This is a genomic window from Dongshaea marina (genome assembly GCF_003072645.1).
In the GTDB taxonomy this organism is placed as follows: domain Bacteria; phylum Pseudomonadota; class Gammaproteobacteria; order Enterobacterales; family Aeromonadaceae; genus Dongshaea; species Dongshaea marina.
In genome coordinates, this window is record NZ_CP028897.1 from 1594080 (window position 1) to 1610955 (window position 16876).

Genomic DNA, 16876 nt, shown 5'->3' on the forward strand with positions numbered 1-16876 from the left:
GAGGGATGGCAGAACAACAAGCAAATGAGCAGTCCAAAGACGAAAGCGTTTCACAGGTTAACTTGCTCGATGAAATTGTAGAAGCGACCCGCCTCAACCCGGAAGATCAGGCCTACTCGGTGACCCGCAGCGGCCTGCAGGCGCTGCTGACCGACCTGGTCAAGCCCGAATATCAGGGTGCCAAGGTCTCCGGCGATCTGGTGGATGCGATGATCGGTGAGCTGGATCGCCAGCTGTCGGTGCAGGTCGATGAGATTTTGCATTGTGAGGAGTTTCGTACCCTGGAGAGTTCCTGGCGTGGCCTCAAGTTCCTGGTGGATCGTACGGATTTTCGTGAGAACGTGCGCATCGAATTCGTGAACCTCTCCAAGCAGGATCTGATGGATGACTTTGAGGATAGCCCCGAGGTCGTCAAGTCCGGCCTGTATCAGATGGCTTACACCGCTGAGTATGGCCAGTTCGGTGGCCAGCCCTATGGCACCATCATCGGCAACTATGATTTCGATCCCGGTCCCCAGGATATGAAGCTGCTGCAGAACCTTGCTTCTGTTTCGGCGATGGCTCACGCCCCCTTCATTGCTGCGGCAGGCTGTGGTTTCTTCGGCATAGAGAAATGGGAGGAGCTTCCCGGGCTTAAAGATCTGCACTCGGTCTTTGAGGGCCCTCAGTATGCCAAGTGGAACTCGTTCCGTGACAGCGAGGATGCCCGCTATGTGGGGCTGACCCTGCCACAGTTTTTGCTGCGTCTGCCCTATGGCCAGAGCACGGCGCCAAGCAAGCTCTTCAACTACAACGAAACCGTCAGTGACGGTGACCGTGACTACTGCTGGGGCAACACCGCGTTTGCTTTTGGTAGCCGGCTGTCCGATAGCTTCGCTCAGTATCGCTGGTGCGCCAACATCATCGGCCCTCAGAGTGGCGGTGCGGTCGAAGATCTGCCACTGTACCAGTTCCAGTCGATGGGCGAGACCAAGACCAAGATCCCGACCCAGGTGTTGATCTCAGAGCGTCGTGAATATGAGCTGGCCGAAGAGGGCTTTATCGCGCTGACCATGCGTAAGGGCAGTGACAATGCGGCGTTTTTCTCCGCCAACTCCTGCCAGCGTCCCAAGACCTTTGGCAACTCGCCGGAGGGCAAGGAGGCGGAGCTTAATTACCGGCTCTCCACCCAGCTGCCCTACATGATGATCATGGATCGACTGGCGCACTACATTAAGGTGCTGCAGCGCGAGCATATCGGCTCCTGGAAGGAGCGTCAGGATCTGGAGCGTGAGCTCAATAAATGGGTCAGTCAGTATGTGACCGAGATGGATAACCCGCAGCCCAGTGTACGCAGCCGGCGTCCGTTGCGGGCGGTTGAGATTCAGGTGAATGATGTGCCGGGGGATCCCGGTTGGTACCAGGTATCGATTAAAGCACGCCCACATTTTAAGTATATGGGCGCATCATTTACCCTTTCACTGGTCGGTAAACTCGATAAAGAGTGATACAGGCTACTTTGTCTAACTTAAGGAGAAATAAGTCATGGCTTTGACTATGTATATGTCAGTGAACGGTAAGAACCAGGGCGAAATCAAAGGCGGTTGCACCCAGTCTGGCGACAAACAAGACAAGGTTCTGGTATATGCCTTTGATCACAACGTTGAGATCCCTAAAGATACGCACACCGGCCTGCCGACCGGCCAGCGTATCCACCATCCGCTGACCATCACCAAGGCCCGCGATGTAGCCTCTCCAAAACTGCTCAAGGCCTGTACCTCAGGCGAGCAGTGCACCGTCAATATCGATTTTTATGACATTGATGCGGATGGCACCGAGAAGAAGTACTACTCGATCCAGCTGGATGAGGCGATCATCGTGAATCGTAAGACCAACACCCCGACCACTTTCCTGGAAGAGAACAAGCCCTACAAGGATATGGAACAGGTCTCCTTCACCTACTCCAAGATCACTGAGACCTTCAATGATGGCAACATTGAGGTCGTGGATTCCTGGAAAGAGTCTTAATGGATAGGGGGCGGCCGGGCCGCCCCTCTTTTCTATGCAGGGAGGTGTGATGCGTACCGAGCGTTTATTGGAGCGGATCCGTTACGGTGAAAACCCGGACGGTCACGACAGTGAGCTGGTGCGTCTGAGCAGCTCGGTGACCCGCTACCTGTCGCGGATGCTCAACACTCAGCAAGGCAGTGCCCTGACGGTGCCCGATTTTGGGATGCCGGATCTCAACCTGGTGCGCTTTGGGGAGGGGTTGGAGAATCTGCGGGGACTGGAGCGGGTCATTGCCGATCTGATCTTGCGGTATGAGCCCAGGGTGGAGCGGGTTCAGGTTGAGTTCATACCCCAGGAGACGGATCGTCTGTCGCTGGTCTTTAAGATCAGGGCAGGCATACGTTATGAGAATAATCTGGTGCCCGTGGTGTTTGAAACCGTGCTGGGCCCGGATGGCCGTATCTCGGTCGCGGAGAGCTGACGGACAGGGAATGATTAATCGATACTATCAGCAGCAGCTGAGCTACCTGCGGGAGCTCGGCATCGAGTTTTCCCGCAAACACCCGGCGCTGGCGCCGATGCTGGCCGGGCAGAATGCCGATCCCGATGTGGAGCGGCTCCTCGAAGGGACCGCCTTTTTATCCGGGATGGTGCAGGAGCGGCTGGATGATGATTTTCCGGAGATTATCCATGGCCTGACCGAGCTGTTGTTTCCCCACTACCTGCGGCCGCTGCCGGCGGCCACGATGATCCAGTTTCGTCCCAAGCCGGGGCTCAAGGAGCCGCTGACCATCAGGGCGGGGGTGGAGCTTGCCTCGGTGGAGCGGGACGGACAAAGCTGCACCTTTACCACCTGCGGCGATGTGGAGTTGTTACCTCTGTCGCTTGAATCCGTGGTCACCCGAAATGACCGGGTGCGGCTGAGTTTTAACCTGCAGGGGATGCCCCTTGAAAGCTGGCAGAGTGATTCGCTGCGGCTTTTTCTTCGGGGCAACTACAGTGAGGCGGTGGAGCGCTTCTCCACCCTGAGCCGCCACCTCAAGGGGGTGCGGTTGCATGCCGGAGGGCGCTCGGTGCGCCTGAGCGCCGAGCAGGGTTTTCGGGTGATGCCCGAGGATGACGGGATGCCGCTCTTTCCCTATCCGAGCAATGCGTTTCGGGCCTTTTTATCGGTGCAGGAGTATTTCCTGCTGCCGCAGAAGTTTCTGTTCTTCGAGCTCAGGGGCCTCTCCTGGCTGCGCCAGTTTGGTGAGTTGGGCAGCTTCGAGGTGGAGCTGGAGCTTGGGACCGACAGTCTGGAGCTCCACGGCGGGCATCTGGCGCTGTTTTGTGTGCCGGCGGTCAATCTTTTCTCCCACCACGCCGACAGTATACTGCTGGACCACCGGCTGCCCGAATACCGGGTCAGCCCCTCGGGGGGGAGAGCTACCAGGTCTATTCGGTGGAGCGGGTCACCGGTTTTGAGCAGGGCTCGGCCCGGGCGCGGGAGTATCGGCCCTTTGCGATGTTTAATCCCCAGGCGGAGCAGGTGCCGGTCTACTCACTGCGGCGTCGCCAGTCGACCCTGGGCAGCGGCTCGGATCTCTTTTTGTCGGTGACCTACCCGAAAAAAGTGGGGCAAATTCAGCGTGAGAGCCTGGCGCTGCAGGTGCGCTGCACCAATGGTCAGCTGGCGGATAAGCTGCAATACGGGGATATCTGTCGCCCCACCGAGAGCTCGCCGGCGTTGGCGGAGTTTTCCAACATCATTCCGCCCACCATGTCGGTGGAGTGCCCGCTGGGGATAATCTGCTGTGGCGGATGCTGTCCCATCTCTATCTCAACCAGCTGAGCCTGTCGAAAAAAGAGAATCTCATTGCCATGCTCAAGCTCTATATCTTCACCGACTCCCAGGCGCGGGCCAAGGTGCTGGCGAACACCAAACGGGTGGAGGCGATCCGCGATCTCAAGATGGAGACGGTGAATCGGTTGCACCGGGGGATTTTAGTGCGGGGCAGCTCGCTCCGATTGCAGCTCGACCCTGACGGCTTTCCCAGTCGCGGCGACATGTACCTGTTTGGCGCTATGGTGAACCGATTGCTGTCGGCCTATTCAAGCATCAACAGTTTTACCCAACTGCGGGTGGATAACCTGCATGATAAAGAGAGCTTTTTATGGCCCGCGCAGATCGGCTCACGCAGCCTGGTGTAATCGAGGAGCTTAAGACTCGTCCCGAGCTGTTCAGCTATGTGCAGGCGCTGCGACTGTTGCGCTGGCAGGGGGAGGGGAGCGATTACCTCAAGCGTCGGGTGCGCAGCCGGGCCCAGTTGTCGCTGGGTTTTCCGGCCACCGATGTGGTGGATTTCACCGAGCAGGGGAAACAGACCACCCTGACCACCACCTTCCTGGGGCTGTATGGCCCGGCCTCACCGCTCCCCACCTTCTACACCGAGGAGCTGCTGGATGAGGCCAATGAAGATGGTTGTGCGACCCGGGATTTTTACGATGTCCTGAGCCAGCCCTTCTTCGAGCAGTATTTTCGGGCGTGGGAGAAGTACCGGCTGTTGCCGCAACTGGTGGGGGCGCGTAACCCCAAGCTGCTGGAGCGGCTGTTTGCCCTGGTGGGGATCCAGAGTGACACCCTGACGGGCAGTGAGGCGGAGGCTTTTGAGCTGCTGCCCTATATGGGGCTCCTCAGCCAGGGGATGCGCTCGGCCCAGGGGCTGGAGGCGCTGATGCGTCATCTCATCGGGGCCGACTCGAAGGTATGGCTGGAGCAGTGGGTGGAGCGCTGGGTGGAGATCCCGGGCGAGCAGCGCTGCGGTCTGGGAGAGGCCAACAGTGAGCTGGGTGGCGAGTGTTATCTGGGCAGTCAAATTCGCGATTGCAGCAGTGCCTGCCGCATCCATGTCGAGGTGAATGATCGCGCCCTGTTTGAATCCCTGCTGCCGGGGGCGCCCCTGTATCAAAAGATTTTGAAATTTTTACGCCACTATATGCTGGATATGCTGGACATGGAGCTGCGTATCTGGCCGGGAGCGAACGTGGTAGGCGAGCCGGTGCTGAACTCCCGGCAGGGGGCGTTGCTGGGGATGAATGCCTGGCTGGGCGGCGTGCCCCACCACCTGACGTTGCCACTGAATTACCTTCAAGGAGAGAGAGTCGATGGTTAACATTAGTTTGAAAACCCTGCTGGGCAAACTGAACTACTACTGCAGCAACACCCTGAACAATGCGGCGGGGCTGTGTGTGTCGCGCACCCAGTATGAGGTGACGCCGGAGCACTGGTTGCTCAAGTGTCTGGAAGCCCGGGAGGGGGACTGGCAGGCAATTTTGACGGTCCAGGGGGTGGATGTGAACGCCCTTATCATCGAACTCAATCGCTCCTTAGAGGAGCTGGCGACCGGCAACAGTGGCAAGCCGGTGTTTTCGCCACGTTTAACCGATCTTCTGACCGATGCCTGGCTCGTCGCCAGTGTCGATCTGGAGCTTGCACAAATTCGCTCCGGCGCCGTGTTGCTGGCACTGCTGGCCAGGCCGATGAGTTACGGGCAGAGCGGTTGGTTTGATTGCCTGCGCAAGATCGACCGCGAGCAGTTGCAGCAGCAGTTTTTTGCGCTGGTGCGTGAATCGGCGGAGCAAGCGGAGCCGGCGGCGACCGAGACTAAAACCGAAGGGGGTGAAGCCAAGGCGGGCGGCTTTGTGGAGCGGTTTTGCATCGACTTTACCGCCAAGGCGGCGGGCGGCACCCTGGACCCTGTGTTTGGCCGGGATCCGGAGATCCGCCAGATGGTGGATATCCTGGCCCGGCGGCGCAAGAACAACCCGATTTTGGTGGGCGAGCCCGGCGTGGGCAAGACCGCGGTGATGGAGGGATTGGCGCTGCGCATTCACGAGGGGGATGTGCCGGAATCGTTAGAACAGGTACGGCTCCTGGGGCTGGACATGGGGGCCCTGGAGGCGGGTGCCGGGATGAAGGGGGAGTTTGAGAATCGCCTCAAGGGGGTGATCGATGAAATTAAGAGCAGTGAGCGGCCGATTATCCTGTTTATCGATGAGGCCCACACCCTGATCGGGGCCGGGGGCAGTGTCGGGGGCTCGGATGCGGCGAACCTGCTCAAACCGGCGCTGGCGCGGGGAGAGCTCAAGACCTGTGCGGCGACCACCTGGGGGGAGTACAAGAAGTACTTTGAGAAAGACCCGGCACTGGCTCGACGCTTTCAGCTGGTGAAGCTCGATGAGCCGAGCGTTGCCACCTCGGCGCTGATTTTGCGCGGATTGCGCGACTCCTATGAGCGCAGCCATAAAGTTGTGATCCGTGATGATGCGTTGCAGGCGGCGGCGGAGCTGAGCGATCGTTATATCAGTGGGCGGTTTTTGCCGGATAAGGCGATCGATCTGATGGATACCGCCTGTGCCCGGGTGAAGGTGAACTTGAAGGCGACACCGCCGGCGCTGGAGGATGTGCAGCGGCGTATCCAGGCGCTGAGTCGTCAGCAGCAGGGGCTGGAGCGGGATGCCGAGCATGGTCAGGCGATCGACCCTGAGGCACTGGCGGAGCTGAAAGAAGGGATTGCTGAGGGGGAGGTGCAGGCCGAGGCACTGACGGCGAGCTGGCAGGCGGAGCAGCAGGCGGTGCAGGCGGTGTTAGCGGTGCGCGAAAAGCTCGCGCAGGCGCAAGAGAGTGAGCGGGCAGCCTTGCTGGATGAGCTGAATGCGGCGCGGGAGGCGCTGGCCGAAGTGCAGCAGGAGCCACCGATGCTGGCCTATGAGGTGACCCCTGAGCTAATGGCGCAGGTGGTGTGTGACTGGACCGGGATCCCGCTGGGTAAGATGGCCCAGGATCAGGCGAGCTTGCTGCTGAATCTGGAGCAGGAGATGGGGGCCCGAATTAAGGGGCAGGATGCGGCGCTCGGTGCGCTGTCGACCGTGTTGCGTGCGGCCAAGTCGGGGCTGACTAAGCCGGAGCAGCCCCTTGGAGTCTTCCTGTTGGTGGGACCTTCGGGGGTGGGTAAGACCGAGACCGGGCTGACCCTGGCGGAGCTGCTGTTTGGCAGCGAGAGTCATCTGGTGACCATTAACATGAGTGAATTCCAGGAGAAGCACACGGTGAGCCGGCTCATCGGTTCGCCTCCGGGTTATGTGGGGTATGGCGAAGGCGGGATGCTGACCGAGGCGGTGCGCCAGCAACCCTACAGCGTGGTGCTGCTTGATGAGGTGGAAAAAGCCCATCCGGATGTGTTGAACCTCTTCTACCAGGTGTTTGATAAGGGGGTGCTCAACGATGGCGAGGGGCAAACCATCAACTTTGCCAACACGGTGATTTTGTTGACCAGTAACCTGGCCAGTGATGTGATCACCGAGCTGTGTGGTGAGGGCTGTGACGCCGAGACCATCGGCACCGCCATTCGGCCGATGCTCAATGAGCACTTTAAGCCGGCGCTGCTGGCACGGATGACGTTGCTGCCCTACGGGGCCTTGCCCAATGAGGCGATGGCCGAGATCACAGAGCTTAAGCTGGGGCAGCTGAAGCAGATGCTCAAACACAACAATGGGGTGACCTTGAGTTACTCCGATGCGGTGGTGGAGCAGATCGTGGCGCGCTGTGATGAGAGTGAGACCGGGGCGCGCAACATCGACTTTATCCTCAATGGCCGGGTGCTGCCGGAGCTCTCCAGGGCGGTGCTGGCGCAGATGGGGGATGAGTCGTTGCCGGCGGTGATCACCCTTCGCTGTGATGATGCAGGCAACTTTGAGTTTGATTTTAGCGAGTCGGTCGGGGAGGGAGCATGAGCCTGAATCAGAGTAAGTTTTTATTTAATGCCAGCGGCTGGGAGTCCGATGCCTTCTCTGTGGTGCGCTTTGAGGGCGAAGAGGGGCTCAGTGAGCTCTATCGCTTCCGGCTGACTCTTATCTGCCAGGATCCCAACCTGGATCCGGATAAACTCCTGAGCGCCGAGAGTCACTTTAGCATTGAGCGAGAGCAGCAAGCGGCGCAACAGTTTCATGGGATCCTGTCCCGGGTTGAGGTGGTGGGTGAATCCTATGGCAACATCTATCTCGAGGTGGATCTGGTTCCCCGGGTCTGGGGACTCACCCTGGGCGTGGGCAGCCAGATCTTTTTGGATAAGAGTATTCCGGAGATCATCGAGGCGATTCTTGAAGACCGGGGACAAAATGGGGTGCTGCCCAACTATCAGCTGCAGCTTAATGGTGACTATGAGCCCCGGGAGTATGTGTGTCAGTACAATGAGTCGCCGTTTCATTTTATCTCACGGCTGATGGAGCAGGAGGGGATCTACTACTACTTTGAGCAGCAGGGTAGTGAAGAGGTACTGTGTATCCGGGATAACCTGATGGCGCATAAAGCCAAGAGTGGTGAGGGGACCCTGAGTTACTCCCCCTCTTCGGGGCTGGAAAATTCCGTCTATGATGAGGTGCTGACCTATTTTGTGGCGGGGAGCTCCCGTTTGCCTAAAGGGTTCTTCTCAAGGGCTATGATTATGAGCGGCCGGATCTTTTGCCTGAGGGCAAGGCGCAGGTGTCGGATTCCGGGTTTGGTACCGTCTATTACTATGGTGAGAACTTTACCACCCGCGCCGAGGGCAACCGCCTCGCCAAGGTGAGGGCCCAGCAGCTTGCCTGTCAGGGAGCCGAGCACAGAGGTGAAGGGTCGGTTCCCTGGCTACAACCCGGGTATCTGTTTGGTTTGCAGAGTCATTTTTTAGGCAAGCTCAATCAGCAGTATCTGGTGACCTCAGTGACCCATGAAGGTAACCAGGCGGCTTACCTGACTCATGGAATGGGTGAAGACTCGGAGCAGAACGGGCTTTATTATCGTAATAGCTTTAAGTGTATCCCATCGAATGTGCAGTACCGTAACCCTCTTAAGACCAGGCGACCTAAGATCACCGGGGTGCTGAGTGCCTGGATCGATGCGGCGGGGAGTGGCCAGTATGCGATGCTCGATGATCAAGGGCGCTATAAGGTGTTGATGCCCTTTGATCTGTCGGGGCGTGATGAGGGAAAAGCTTCTTACTGGTTGAGGATGGCCCAGCCCTATGGGGGGAGTGGTCACGGAATGCACTTTCCATTGCTGAAAAATACCGAGGTGTTGCTGGTATTTATTGAGGGGGATCCGGACAGGCCGGTGATCCAGGCCGCGGTGCCGAATGCCGATAATCCCAGCCTGGTAAATGAGCAGAGTAACACCATCAACCATATCAAGACCGCCAGCGGTAGCGAGATCATCATGGATGATAGTGGTGGTAAGCAGAAGGTGGTGTTCCAATGCCAGGGGGCGACCATTACCCTGGGACATACGGATGACTGATGGCTGGCTAAAGTTGTGATCATTTAGCACAAAAGTAAGCAGAGGTTTCACGGAGGATAGCATGACAACAGTAACCATCAGCTCACCTGGAAGCGGCGATAGCTATCATCAGAGCAGTGCTGTGACGTTGAAGGCCGGACTGAGCAGTGACTCAAATGTCGAAAAGGTTGAGTTTTATGTCGATGGTTCCATGGTTGGCAGCGATGTTCCTCCGTCTCCTCAGGTTTCCTGGACGACCGGTAGTAAGAATGCTCACAATAGCATCATGGCTAAGGCGCTCCTGTCCGATGGCTCGAGTGTCTCCAGTAGCTCTGTTTCTATCAAGGTAGATGGTGTTGATAGCAAATGGGACGATGGCACAAAAAAGGTAACCAATACCACGGTGGATAGTGGTGCCTTCCATGGGAACTATGCGATCAACTGTCAGAATAAGGTCTCTTTGACCTTGGGATCGGCGGTTGATCTGACGGTGGGTTTTAAGTCGTATAACCTGCTTGGAGGTTCTGTTGCCGTAAACGCGGGGCCACTTTTTACCAATCTGGGTCTTACCAATACGATCAATGCGAACATAGCGTTGGAGTCAAATTTTAATTCCTTAAAAAAAGAGCTGACGGCAGACAGTGATGAAGTAAAGGCCAAAAAATATGAGGCTGAGCTCTCAAAGTCGCAAACGATTGCTGACTTAACAACCTTGGTTGTTGAAAAGTGCTCTGCATTAAACTCTGAAGTGGTAGCTGTTAATGAACGTGTTGATACAGTAAATGATCAACTAGCAACAAAAAATGATGAAATTGAAGTTATCAATGAAAGTATTTTGGCAGTAAATCAGTCGATAGAAACCGTTGAGACTCAGATTACAGAGAAGGTTAATGAGATAAAGAGTACCTCAAATGAGCTAGCTGAAATTAATACTCAATTGTGGAGTACCCAGTGCGCGATCAATGAATGCCAGAGCCAGATTAACTCCGGAGAGATTGCCATTCTGGGTGCAACCCTGACGATGATGGGAGAGTGACTATGGCGGACTGGAAAGATGGCGCAAAAAGTCTCACTAGCGCAAATGTTGATAAAGGTGCTTTTCATGGGAATTATGCAATCAATTGCCAAAACAAGGTCTCTTTAACTTTGGGATCCGCTGTTGATCTGACCGTTGGTTTCAAGTCTTATAGCTTGCTCGGTGGCTCGGTAACTTTTGGGGCAGGGGTCACAACGGCCGTCAATGCCAATCTAAACTTCAAGTTGAGCTTTGATAAAGATGTTAATTTAAGAAATTATGTCACCCGATTAAAAGCCAAAGATGACAAAGTCGCTTTGGAGGACTTTCAAACCTTGCTGAATAAAACCGGGGTTGTTTCTGAGCTATCAGAGTTAACACTTGATGCGATGCATGCAACAAATGAAAAGGTTGAGGCCGTGAGTAATCGGGTTGGAGTCGTAGAAACCGATCTGGGGGCCGTGACCAACCGGGTTCAGGCGACGGAGCAATCGATTCAGCAGCAAAGTATCCGAATCGATAACACGGAAGCCAGGATAGGCGCGGTCGAGACAGATGTTCAACAGGTAACCGCCAGAGTGGATGATGGAGAAGCCGTCATCCAAAATCATGAGGCAAGAATCACCGCAGGTGAATCCGAGGTGACAACAATCAATATAGCTGTCAATGGATCAGCGCTCATCATTATGGGGTAGCGATGGATCAGAAGCCCGGGTTAGCTTCCCGCTGGAAGCTAACCTAAAGATCATTATGCAATATTGGTTTCAATAGAGCTGAGCATTGCATAATGATTTAATCACGATGGTGATATGGAGTATTCACTATCAATAAGTGAGAAAACTTTAGATTAAGGTAGTAGTTATGGTAACCGCGACGGCAGTAAATAGTATCAGTATTCTCTCACCTGAAAATGGAGCACAGTTTAAGCAGAATTCATCGGTGATGATTAAGGCCCGGGTCAATGATCCCCACCGGGTGAGTAGAGTAGAATTCTATGTTGCAGGGCAGCAGGTTGGAGTGGTGGAGTCGCAATCTTTTGATCAGAGTGATTTTCATTATGATTGGACAACAGGCAACAAAGACCAACAGAACTTAAGTGTTGAAGCCTGGGTGATCTCCAAAAATGGCAATATTGTGGAGTCGCATAATGAGGTTACCATCTCGGTTAGTGGAAAACCTGCACCCAGTAAAGATTGGAGTAAAGGGAGTAAGCCGATATCTTCCAGCTCTGATAGTAAAACCCATGGCTGCTATACGCTAACGGCTCAAAATGTAATCACTATGGCGATGGGAAGTAATATCGGTGTGACTTTGGGAAATAAGTCGACAGATGTTATTGGTGAAAATTTAGCAGTGAACATTGGCTTAGCAACAAAAGTAAACCTGGACTTAGAGTATACATTTAATGCTGGGGGAGCTCTAACGCTAAAAACATACCAGAAGGACCTAAAAGGTAAATATGACTCTCTAAAAGGGAGAGTGTCTAAGATTTTTGCATCTCAATCCCAACTAGGGGACGATAGTCAAATAGTTATTAACAGCGACTTGGCTGTATCTGATGAATCAATACGAACAGTGAATAACAATATTAACGTCTCTGGGGAAAGCATATCTAGCGGTGAGCTTACAATTAATAATACTGGGCAGGTCGTGCAAACAATTGAAAGCCAAGTGCAAGAGATAGAGGTTAGTGTTGAAGAGATACAATCTAATATTGTTAATTCAGAAATGCTGGTTCGAAGCCTTAGCGTTCAGTTAGATAACGCTCAAATGATGATAGATGATGGTGATATGGCGATTCGTAGTAGAGCTCTAACTATAGATAATTCAGAGATTCATATTTTAGGTTAGCACCTTGGGCACAAAAATAAGATAACCAAAGGAATAATGATGCGGGTGGTCAAGAGTTTACAACAGGGAATACTGCTAGCGCCTTTCCAGCTGGGGCGTAAGTGCCACTTGGGGATCACCACCATGGTGGCGTTTGAGCTGGGTGAGCGTGAACAGATTATCGATGAGCAGCAGATGTGGACGCGCCTGCAGGATGTCTTAGGGGGTGAGAGTCTGGATGTCGGCATGCCAAAACTCAATGGAGAGTGGCTGCTCAAGGGCTCTGCCTATAGTGAGGGAGATCCCCAGCCGGAGGTGCGGATCGGTGCCGGAGTTGGCGGGGCCAATAAGCAGCTGGATATCTATGGGGAGCGTCACTGGCTGGATGATGACAGTGCTTCACAACCACTGCCTTTTGCATGCCGCCCCCTGAGTCGTGAGTTATGTCTTGTGGCGGACAGGGCCGACTCGGAGCAAGCTGAACAGGCTTTACAGCCTGCTTCAATTTTTTATCCCGGACAAGCCCAGCTCAGGTATAAGCAGCAGGTGCCCGAGGCCGGAGTGTTGCCCCTTGCAATGGAGCATCCCCTGCGTTACCGATATCTGGGGACTTATGATAAGCAGTGGCTGCAAACGAACTGGCCTGGCTTTCCCGATGATTTTGATCCGCGCTTTTTCAATGTTGCGCCCTTGGATCAGCAGATTAAGGGGTGGTTTGAACTCGGGGCTGAGTATCACCTGGTGAATCTACACCCGCAGCAGCCTAAAATTACCGGTGCTCTTCCGACTTACCGACCACGGGCGTTCATTAAACATGATGAGGATGAGCAAGAGCTCTTTACCGAGGTGACTCTGCATTGCGATACGGTGTGGCTGCTTCCCGAAGCAAACATGGGAGTGGTTCTTTACCATGGCGCCGCCGTGATCCGGGATGACGAGGCGCTGGATGTGAAGCAGGTGGTGCTTGGGCTGGAAGCGCCGGGTAGTGAGCCCTTGACCATTGAGCAGTATCTTGAAGAGTCCAAACGCAGTACGGCTGAGCGGATGATGCCTGAGCAGGTGATGGCAGATGCGAAGGAGCTAAAATCCCAGGCCAAACTGAAGCTGGCGGAGGCGAAGAAAAAGCTTGCTGATGTACCTAAGCTGCTTAACTTTAAGCTTGATCAGATCAAGGGAGCACAGCCTAAGCCCAAGCTCGGGATGCTGGATCTGGCACCCTCCATGAGCAGCCAGCTCGATGGTCATATTGAGCGGTTACTGGCTACCAAGGCGTCCCTCAAGAGCAAGCCGATGCCACCCGGGGTGATTGCCAAATTGGATAAGGCCCACTCTCAGCTCCTCAGGCAAAGGGCTACGCTGGGGGAGCTGCCAGCTAAAATAGCGGATGTGCAAAAGCAGGCCGGCCAGGAGCTGGAGAAGGCGCAGAAGCAGCTTCAGCAGCAGGTGAAAAAATACCCCCAGCTTCAGGGAAAGCCGGAGGTAGAAGAAGCACTGGCAAAGCTTGAGCAGAGTAAGGCCCAGGTTGCATCTCAATTTGAGCTAACCAACGATTGGTCGACCCAGGCGAGCAGGCTGGTTGCCCTGGCACAGAGTAGTATCGCTAAAAAGCGCCCGGAGCATGAGGCACTAGGGATCCGCTCTGTGAGTGCCCAGCGCTATCTGCTGGGGTACCTCGGGGCGGCTTATCCTTTTAAGCCACAGCAGTGGCAGCTGAATGAGGCTGCAGAGCGCGATAGCATTGGCCCGGGCTGGCTGCTTGCGGAATATAAAGAGGATAAATTTGTCGGGCTAACGGTCAGGCCCAAATCCCTTGATAGTGCTAAAGGCGAATACAGGGTTCAGGGCAGCGAAAGTCCCGAATGTTGCTGGAGTGCAGGACCACCCGAGGAGGATGCCCCGGCGCTGGTGGCCGGTGATCCTTTCACCGCCTATTGGCTGGCACAGGATCTGGATGATTCGCTACGAGTTGGAGTTGCTCCGAGTGCTGAGAGTGAAGGGGCGAAACAGGTCGTCAAGGCTGATCCGCTACTTATCCCGGTTGCGGCAGAGCAATCGGAGAACCAGGAGCTGCTGGCCCCCTGGTTAGCAGTGAACCCACAGGCCAGGCTTTGGCCTCTCCCCAAGGATATGGGATCGCTCGAAGATTTTATCGAGCAAAAGCACAACCCCCGGGCCTGGCTCGAACCCTACCTTCGCAAAGAGCAGCAGGAGGCGCCGGGGCCGGCCGACTTCCAGCAGGCGATGCAGGAGAAACACACAGGGGGCTTATCGATACCGGACTTTATCCGCAGCAAGTTAGACACTCATCTTAAAGAAGCGGAGCAACAGCTTTCGAAAATTCCCCACGCCGAGTCAAAGGCGAAGGCTCTGGATGCATTGAGCCAGTACCGGGGGAATTTCTTAAAGGCGATGGCAAATCCCCTGCCTGCGAACCCGGTGCAAACCTTTAAGGAGTTGCGCCAAGGGCTTGATCAAGCGATGGCCCAGGTGAGTGCCGTGGCAAGTCATAAGAAGTATCCGCTTCCGGCAGAGCAGCTCAAGAAGATGGATGACTTTAAGCAAAAGATGTCGGGGATCCTGGATAAGATGGAGCCCCTTGCGGTTCAGGCGCCCGAACAGATAGAGCAAGCGAAGAGCCAGGCGGCGGCAGTGAAAGAGGATCCCAAACTTGCCAAGCTTAAGTATCGCAAACTGACCCGCCCCGAATTAGAAGAGGCTTATCGAGATGGAGAGTCCTTGCAGCGCCTGGATCTCTCGGGACTTTGTCTGAAGGGGATTGTGCTCAGTGGAGCCGATCTCTCTCACTCCATACTTTCGGGGACCGATCTGAGCGATAGCGATCTCTCTAAGGCCAGGCTTCACTCTGTGGTTGCCGATAAACTATGCCTGGTCGGGGCAAACCTTTCCCAGGGGGATTTGAGCCAAGCGCTGATGGGAAAGGCGGACCTGAGTGAGTGCCAGGCTCCGGAGGCTGTGTTTGATAAGGCGATGCTGAAGGGCGCAAAGCTCGCGAAAGCCAATCTCAGCGGGGGGCGTTTTTACCATACCCTGCTGCAGGATGCCGACTTGAGTGATGCAAACCTCAAGGACTCCGATCTCGGGGAAGTATATGCCATGAAGGCGACCCTGGATCGGGCTGATTTGAGAGGAGCACGGCTGGAAAAAGCGGTCTTGATGAATGCGAAGCTTCGCCAGGGGAGGCTGCAACAGTCCCGGGGAGCGAAAGCCAACCTGTGGTCCATTGAGGGGGAGGATATTGCATTTGAGGGAGCCGAACTTCCGGGGTTACGCCTTGGGGCCGCGATGATACCCGGGGCAAATTTTAGCGGGGCACAGCTGCCAAGACTCAGTATGATGGAGGGGGATGCCAGTGGGGGAGACTTTTCAGGGACTAACCTGGATGGAGCCTATATCAACCAGTGCCAAATGATGAAGGCTGACTTTACCCATGTGGATCTGAAAAAAGGTCAGTTAGCTCGCAGCAATCTGGAGGGGGCTAATTTCAGGGGGGCCAATCTGATGCAGACGGCCCTGGTGAAGACTCGGTTGGTTGGAGCAGATCTGAGTCACTGCAGCCTGTATAACGCGGACATCCGTAAGCTGGAGATTGGTGATACCAAGCTTGAAGGAATCAACCTAAAGCGCACTGTGCTGGTGGATAAAGAGAAGCTGCTGGAGGCGATCAATCATGAATCGAAGTGAACTGTTGCAGCAAGCGGAGTATACTCCGGTATTCAAGGATCAGTGTTTTGCCAGGGAGGTGCTCAGTGATATCGATTGCAGCAATCTGGTGTTTGAAGATTGTGATTTTTCCGGAGCGATACTCACCCAGGCTGAGCTTAAAGGTGCGATCTTTCGTCGTTGTAGGTTTGACGACACCCGCTTTCATAAGGCTAATCTGACGCGAACCGTGATGGAGAACTGTCAGTTTGAACGCAGTGATTTTCAGGGAACCGAGTTAAACTCGACGCTCTTCACAAAATCCAATCTCTCCCAGTGTGATCTCAGGCAGGGGCACAGTGAAAACACCATATTTAAGGGCTGTGAGCTTGAGGAGATCGAGTGGTCTCAGGCTTCCCTTAAGCGAGTGATTTTTCAAAAGTGCAGCCTGGAACAATGCAACTGGAGCCAGAGCAGGTTGACAACCGTGGTTGTGCAGGAATGTGCCCTTGAGTCCATTGATCTGCAGGAGGCCCTTTTAGAGAAGAGTTACCTGGCAAAACTGGATCTACGTCCCTTACAGCTGAAGGGAGCCCGTTTTTATGCGGTGCAGCTCAATGAGTGTCAAATGCAGGAGATGGATCTCGGTGGATTACGGATGCCCCACTGCTTTTTTATCTCAAGCGATCTCAGTGGGGCGAACCTGGAGGGGATTGAGGCACCCTACAGTGTTTTTCAAAAGGCAAACCTGTCGGGTGCAAGCTTTATCCGTAGTAATCTTCAAAATGCGAACTTTGATAGTGCCAGGTTAAAGGATACAGACTTTAGTGGTAGCGTGTTACTCCAGGGAGTTATGACCACATTAGAGGGGGAGGGAGGCCGCTGGCTCGAATGTGATTGCCGCTATGCCGATTTCTCTTATGCCAGTCTGAAACAGGCCGACTTTAGTGGGGCCAACCTGTCCCATGCTAAGTTTCACCGTAGTGTGCTGGAAGGAGTCGAGTGGCAGGGAGCCAATCGCTTTGCGGTGACTGGCACCGATGATGATCTCTATGAAGCGGAAACCTGGTCGCTGCGCCGGGATGGATGAT

Annotated in this window: 12 protein-coding genes and 1 pseudogene; all 13 read left to right on the plus strand. The window is 54.8% G+C overall.

Annotation, left to right across the window (positions count from 1 at the left end; all coding sequences use genetic code 11):
• Window positions 1-5: 5 nt before the first annotated feature.
• The 13 genes and pseudogenes from tssC to DB847_RS07880 all read left to right on the plus strand — a co-directional run bounded on the left by tssC (window position 6) and on the right by DB847_RS07880 (window position 16875).
• The gene (gene tssC / locus DB847_RS07810) at window positions 6-1487 is read left to right on the plus strand and encodes a type VI secretion system contractile sheath large subunit (RefSeq protein WP_108650172.1); all 1482 of its coding nucleotides are present in this window, start codon (window positions 6-8) and stop codon (window positions 1485-1487) included.
• Between the two features lie 37 nt (window positions 1488-1524).
• Window positions 1525-2007, plus strand: coding sequence for a type VI secretion system tube protein TssD (tssD, locus tag DB847_RS07815; protein WP_108650173.1), 483 nt, complete (start codon window positions 1525-1527; stop codon window positions 2005-2007).
• 49 nt (window positions 2008-2056) lie between these two features.
• Entirely contained in the window at window positions 2057-2470 is a 414-nt protein-coding gene (tssE, locus tag DB847_RS07820) for a type VI secretion system baseplate subunit TssE (RefSeq protein WP_159084461.1), read from the plus strand.
• Window positions 2471-2480: 10 nt separating this feature from the next.
• Window positions 2481-4179, plus strand: a pseudogene (gene tssF, locus DB847_RS07825) (type VI secretion system baseplate subunit TssF).
• Window positions 4143-5141, plus strand: a complete 999-nt coding sequence (tssG, locus tag DB847_RS07840) for a type VI secretion system baseplate subunit TssG (RefSeq protein ID WP_108650178.1) — start codon at window positions 4143-4145, stop codon at window positions 5139-5141. Before tssF ends, tssG begins: the two are co-directional and overlap by 37 nt.
• On the plus strand, window positions 5134-7761 hold the full coding sequence (gene tssH, locus DB847_RS07845; RefSeq protein ID WP_108650179.1) for a type VI secretion system ATPase TssH: 2628 nt from the start codon (window positions 5134-5136) through the stop codon (window positions 7759-7761). Before tssG ends, tssH begins: the two co-directional genes overlap by 8 nt.
• On the plus strand, window positions 7758-8594 hold the full coding sequence (locus DB847_RS25970) for a type VI secretion system Vgr family protein (protein ID WP_108650180.1): 837 nt from the start codon (window positions 7758-7760) through the stop codon (window positions 8592-8594). Before tssH ends, DB847_RS25970 begins: the two co-directional genes overlap by 4 nt.
• Window positions 8510-9301, plus strand: a complete 792-nt coding sequence (locus DB847_RS25975) for a type VI secretion system Vgr family protein (RefSeq protein ID WP_267897747.1) — start codon at window positions 8510-8512, stop codon at window positions 9299-9301. The genes DB847_RS25970 and DB847_RS25975 overlap by 85 nt, the downstream gene beginning before the upstream one ends.
• 61 nt (window positions 9302-9362) lie before the next feature.
• Window positions 9363-10316: an Ig-like domain-containing protein gene (locus tag DB847_RS07860; protein WP_108650182.1), complete on the plus strand. Its 954-nt coding sequence runs from the start codon at window positions 9363-9365 to the stop codon at window positions 10314-10316.
• A 2-nt stretch (window positions 10317-10318) separates the two neighbouring features.
• A complete protein-coding gene (locus DB847_RS07865) occupies window positions 10319-10990 on the plus strand; it encodes a hypothetical protein (RefSeq protein WP_108650183.1) in 672 nt (223 codons plus the stop codon).
• 166 nt (window positions 10991-11156) lie between these two features.
• Window positions 11157-12146, plus strand: a complete 990-nt coding sequence (locus DB847_RS07870) for an Ig-like domain-containing protein (protein WP_108650184.1) — start codon at window positions 11157-11159, stop codon at window positions 12144-12146.
• A 39-nt stretch (window positions 12147-12185) separates the two neighbouring features.
• Entirely contained in the window at window positions 12186-15827 is a 3642-nt protein-coding gene (locus DB847_RS07875; RefSeq protein ID WP_159084464.1) for a DUF2169 family type VI secretion system accessory protein, read from the plus strand.
• On the plus strand, window positions 15814-16875 hold the full coding sequence (locus tag DB847_RS07880) for a pentapeptide repeat-containing protein (protein WP_108650186.1): 1062 nt from the start codon (window positions 15814-15816) through the stop codon (window positions 16873-16875). The genes DB847_RS07875 and DB847_RS07880 overlap by 14 nt, the downstream gene beginning before the upstream one ends.
• Window position 16876 lies beyond the last annotated feature (1 nt).

What these genes read in the sequence shown, in the direction of transcription:
- tssC (WP_108650172.1), top strand. Translation starts at nt 6, where the DNA reads ATGGCAGAACAACAAGCAAATGAGCAGTCCAAAGACGAAAGCGTTTCA.
- tssD (WP_108650173.1), top strand. Translation starts at nt 1,525, where the DNA reads ATGGCTTTGACTATGTATATGTCAGTGAACGGTAAGAACCAGGGCGAA.
- tssE (WP_159084461.1), top strand. Translation starts at nt 2,057, where the DNA reads ATGCGTACCGAGCGTTTATTGGAGCGGATCCGTTACGGTGAAAACCCG.
- tssG (WP_108650178.1), top strand. Translation starts at nt 4,143, where the DNA reads ATGGCCCGCGCAGATCGGCTCACGCAGCCTGGTGTAATCGAGGAGCTT.
- tssH (WP_108650179.1), top strand. Translation starts at nt 5,134, where the DNA reads ATGGTTAACATTAGTTTGAAAACCCTGCTGGGCAAACTGAACTACTAC.
- DB847_RS25970 (WP_108650180.1), top strand. Translation starts at nt 7,758, where the DNA reads ATGAGCCTGAATCAGAGTAAGTTTTTATTTAATGCCAGCGGCTGGGAG.
- DB847_RS07860 (WP_108650182.1), top strand. Translation starts at nt 9,363, where the DNA reads ATGACAACAGTAACCATCAGCTCACCTGGAAGCGGCGATAGCTATCAT.
- DB847_RS07865 (WP_108650183.1), top strand. Translation starts at nt 10,319, where the DNA reads ATGGCGGACTGGAAAGATGGCGCAAAAAGTCTCACTAGCGCAAATGTT.
- DB847_RS07870 (WP_108650184.1), top strand. Translation starts at nt 11,157, where the DNA reads ATGGTAACCGCGACGGCAGTAAATAGTATCAGTATTCTCTCACCTGAA.
- DB847_RS07875 (WP_159084464.1), top strand. Translation starts at nt 12,186, where the DNA reads ATGCGGGTGGTCAAGAGTTTACAACAGGGAATACTGCTAGCGCCTTTC.
- DB847_RS07880 (WP_108650186.1), top strand. Translation starts at nt 15,814, where the DNA reads ATGAATCGAAGTGAACTGTTGCAGCAAGCGGAGTATACTCCGGTATTC.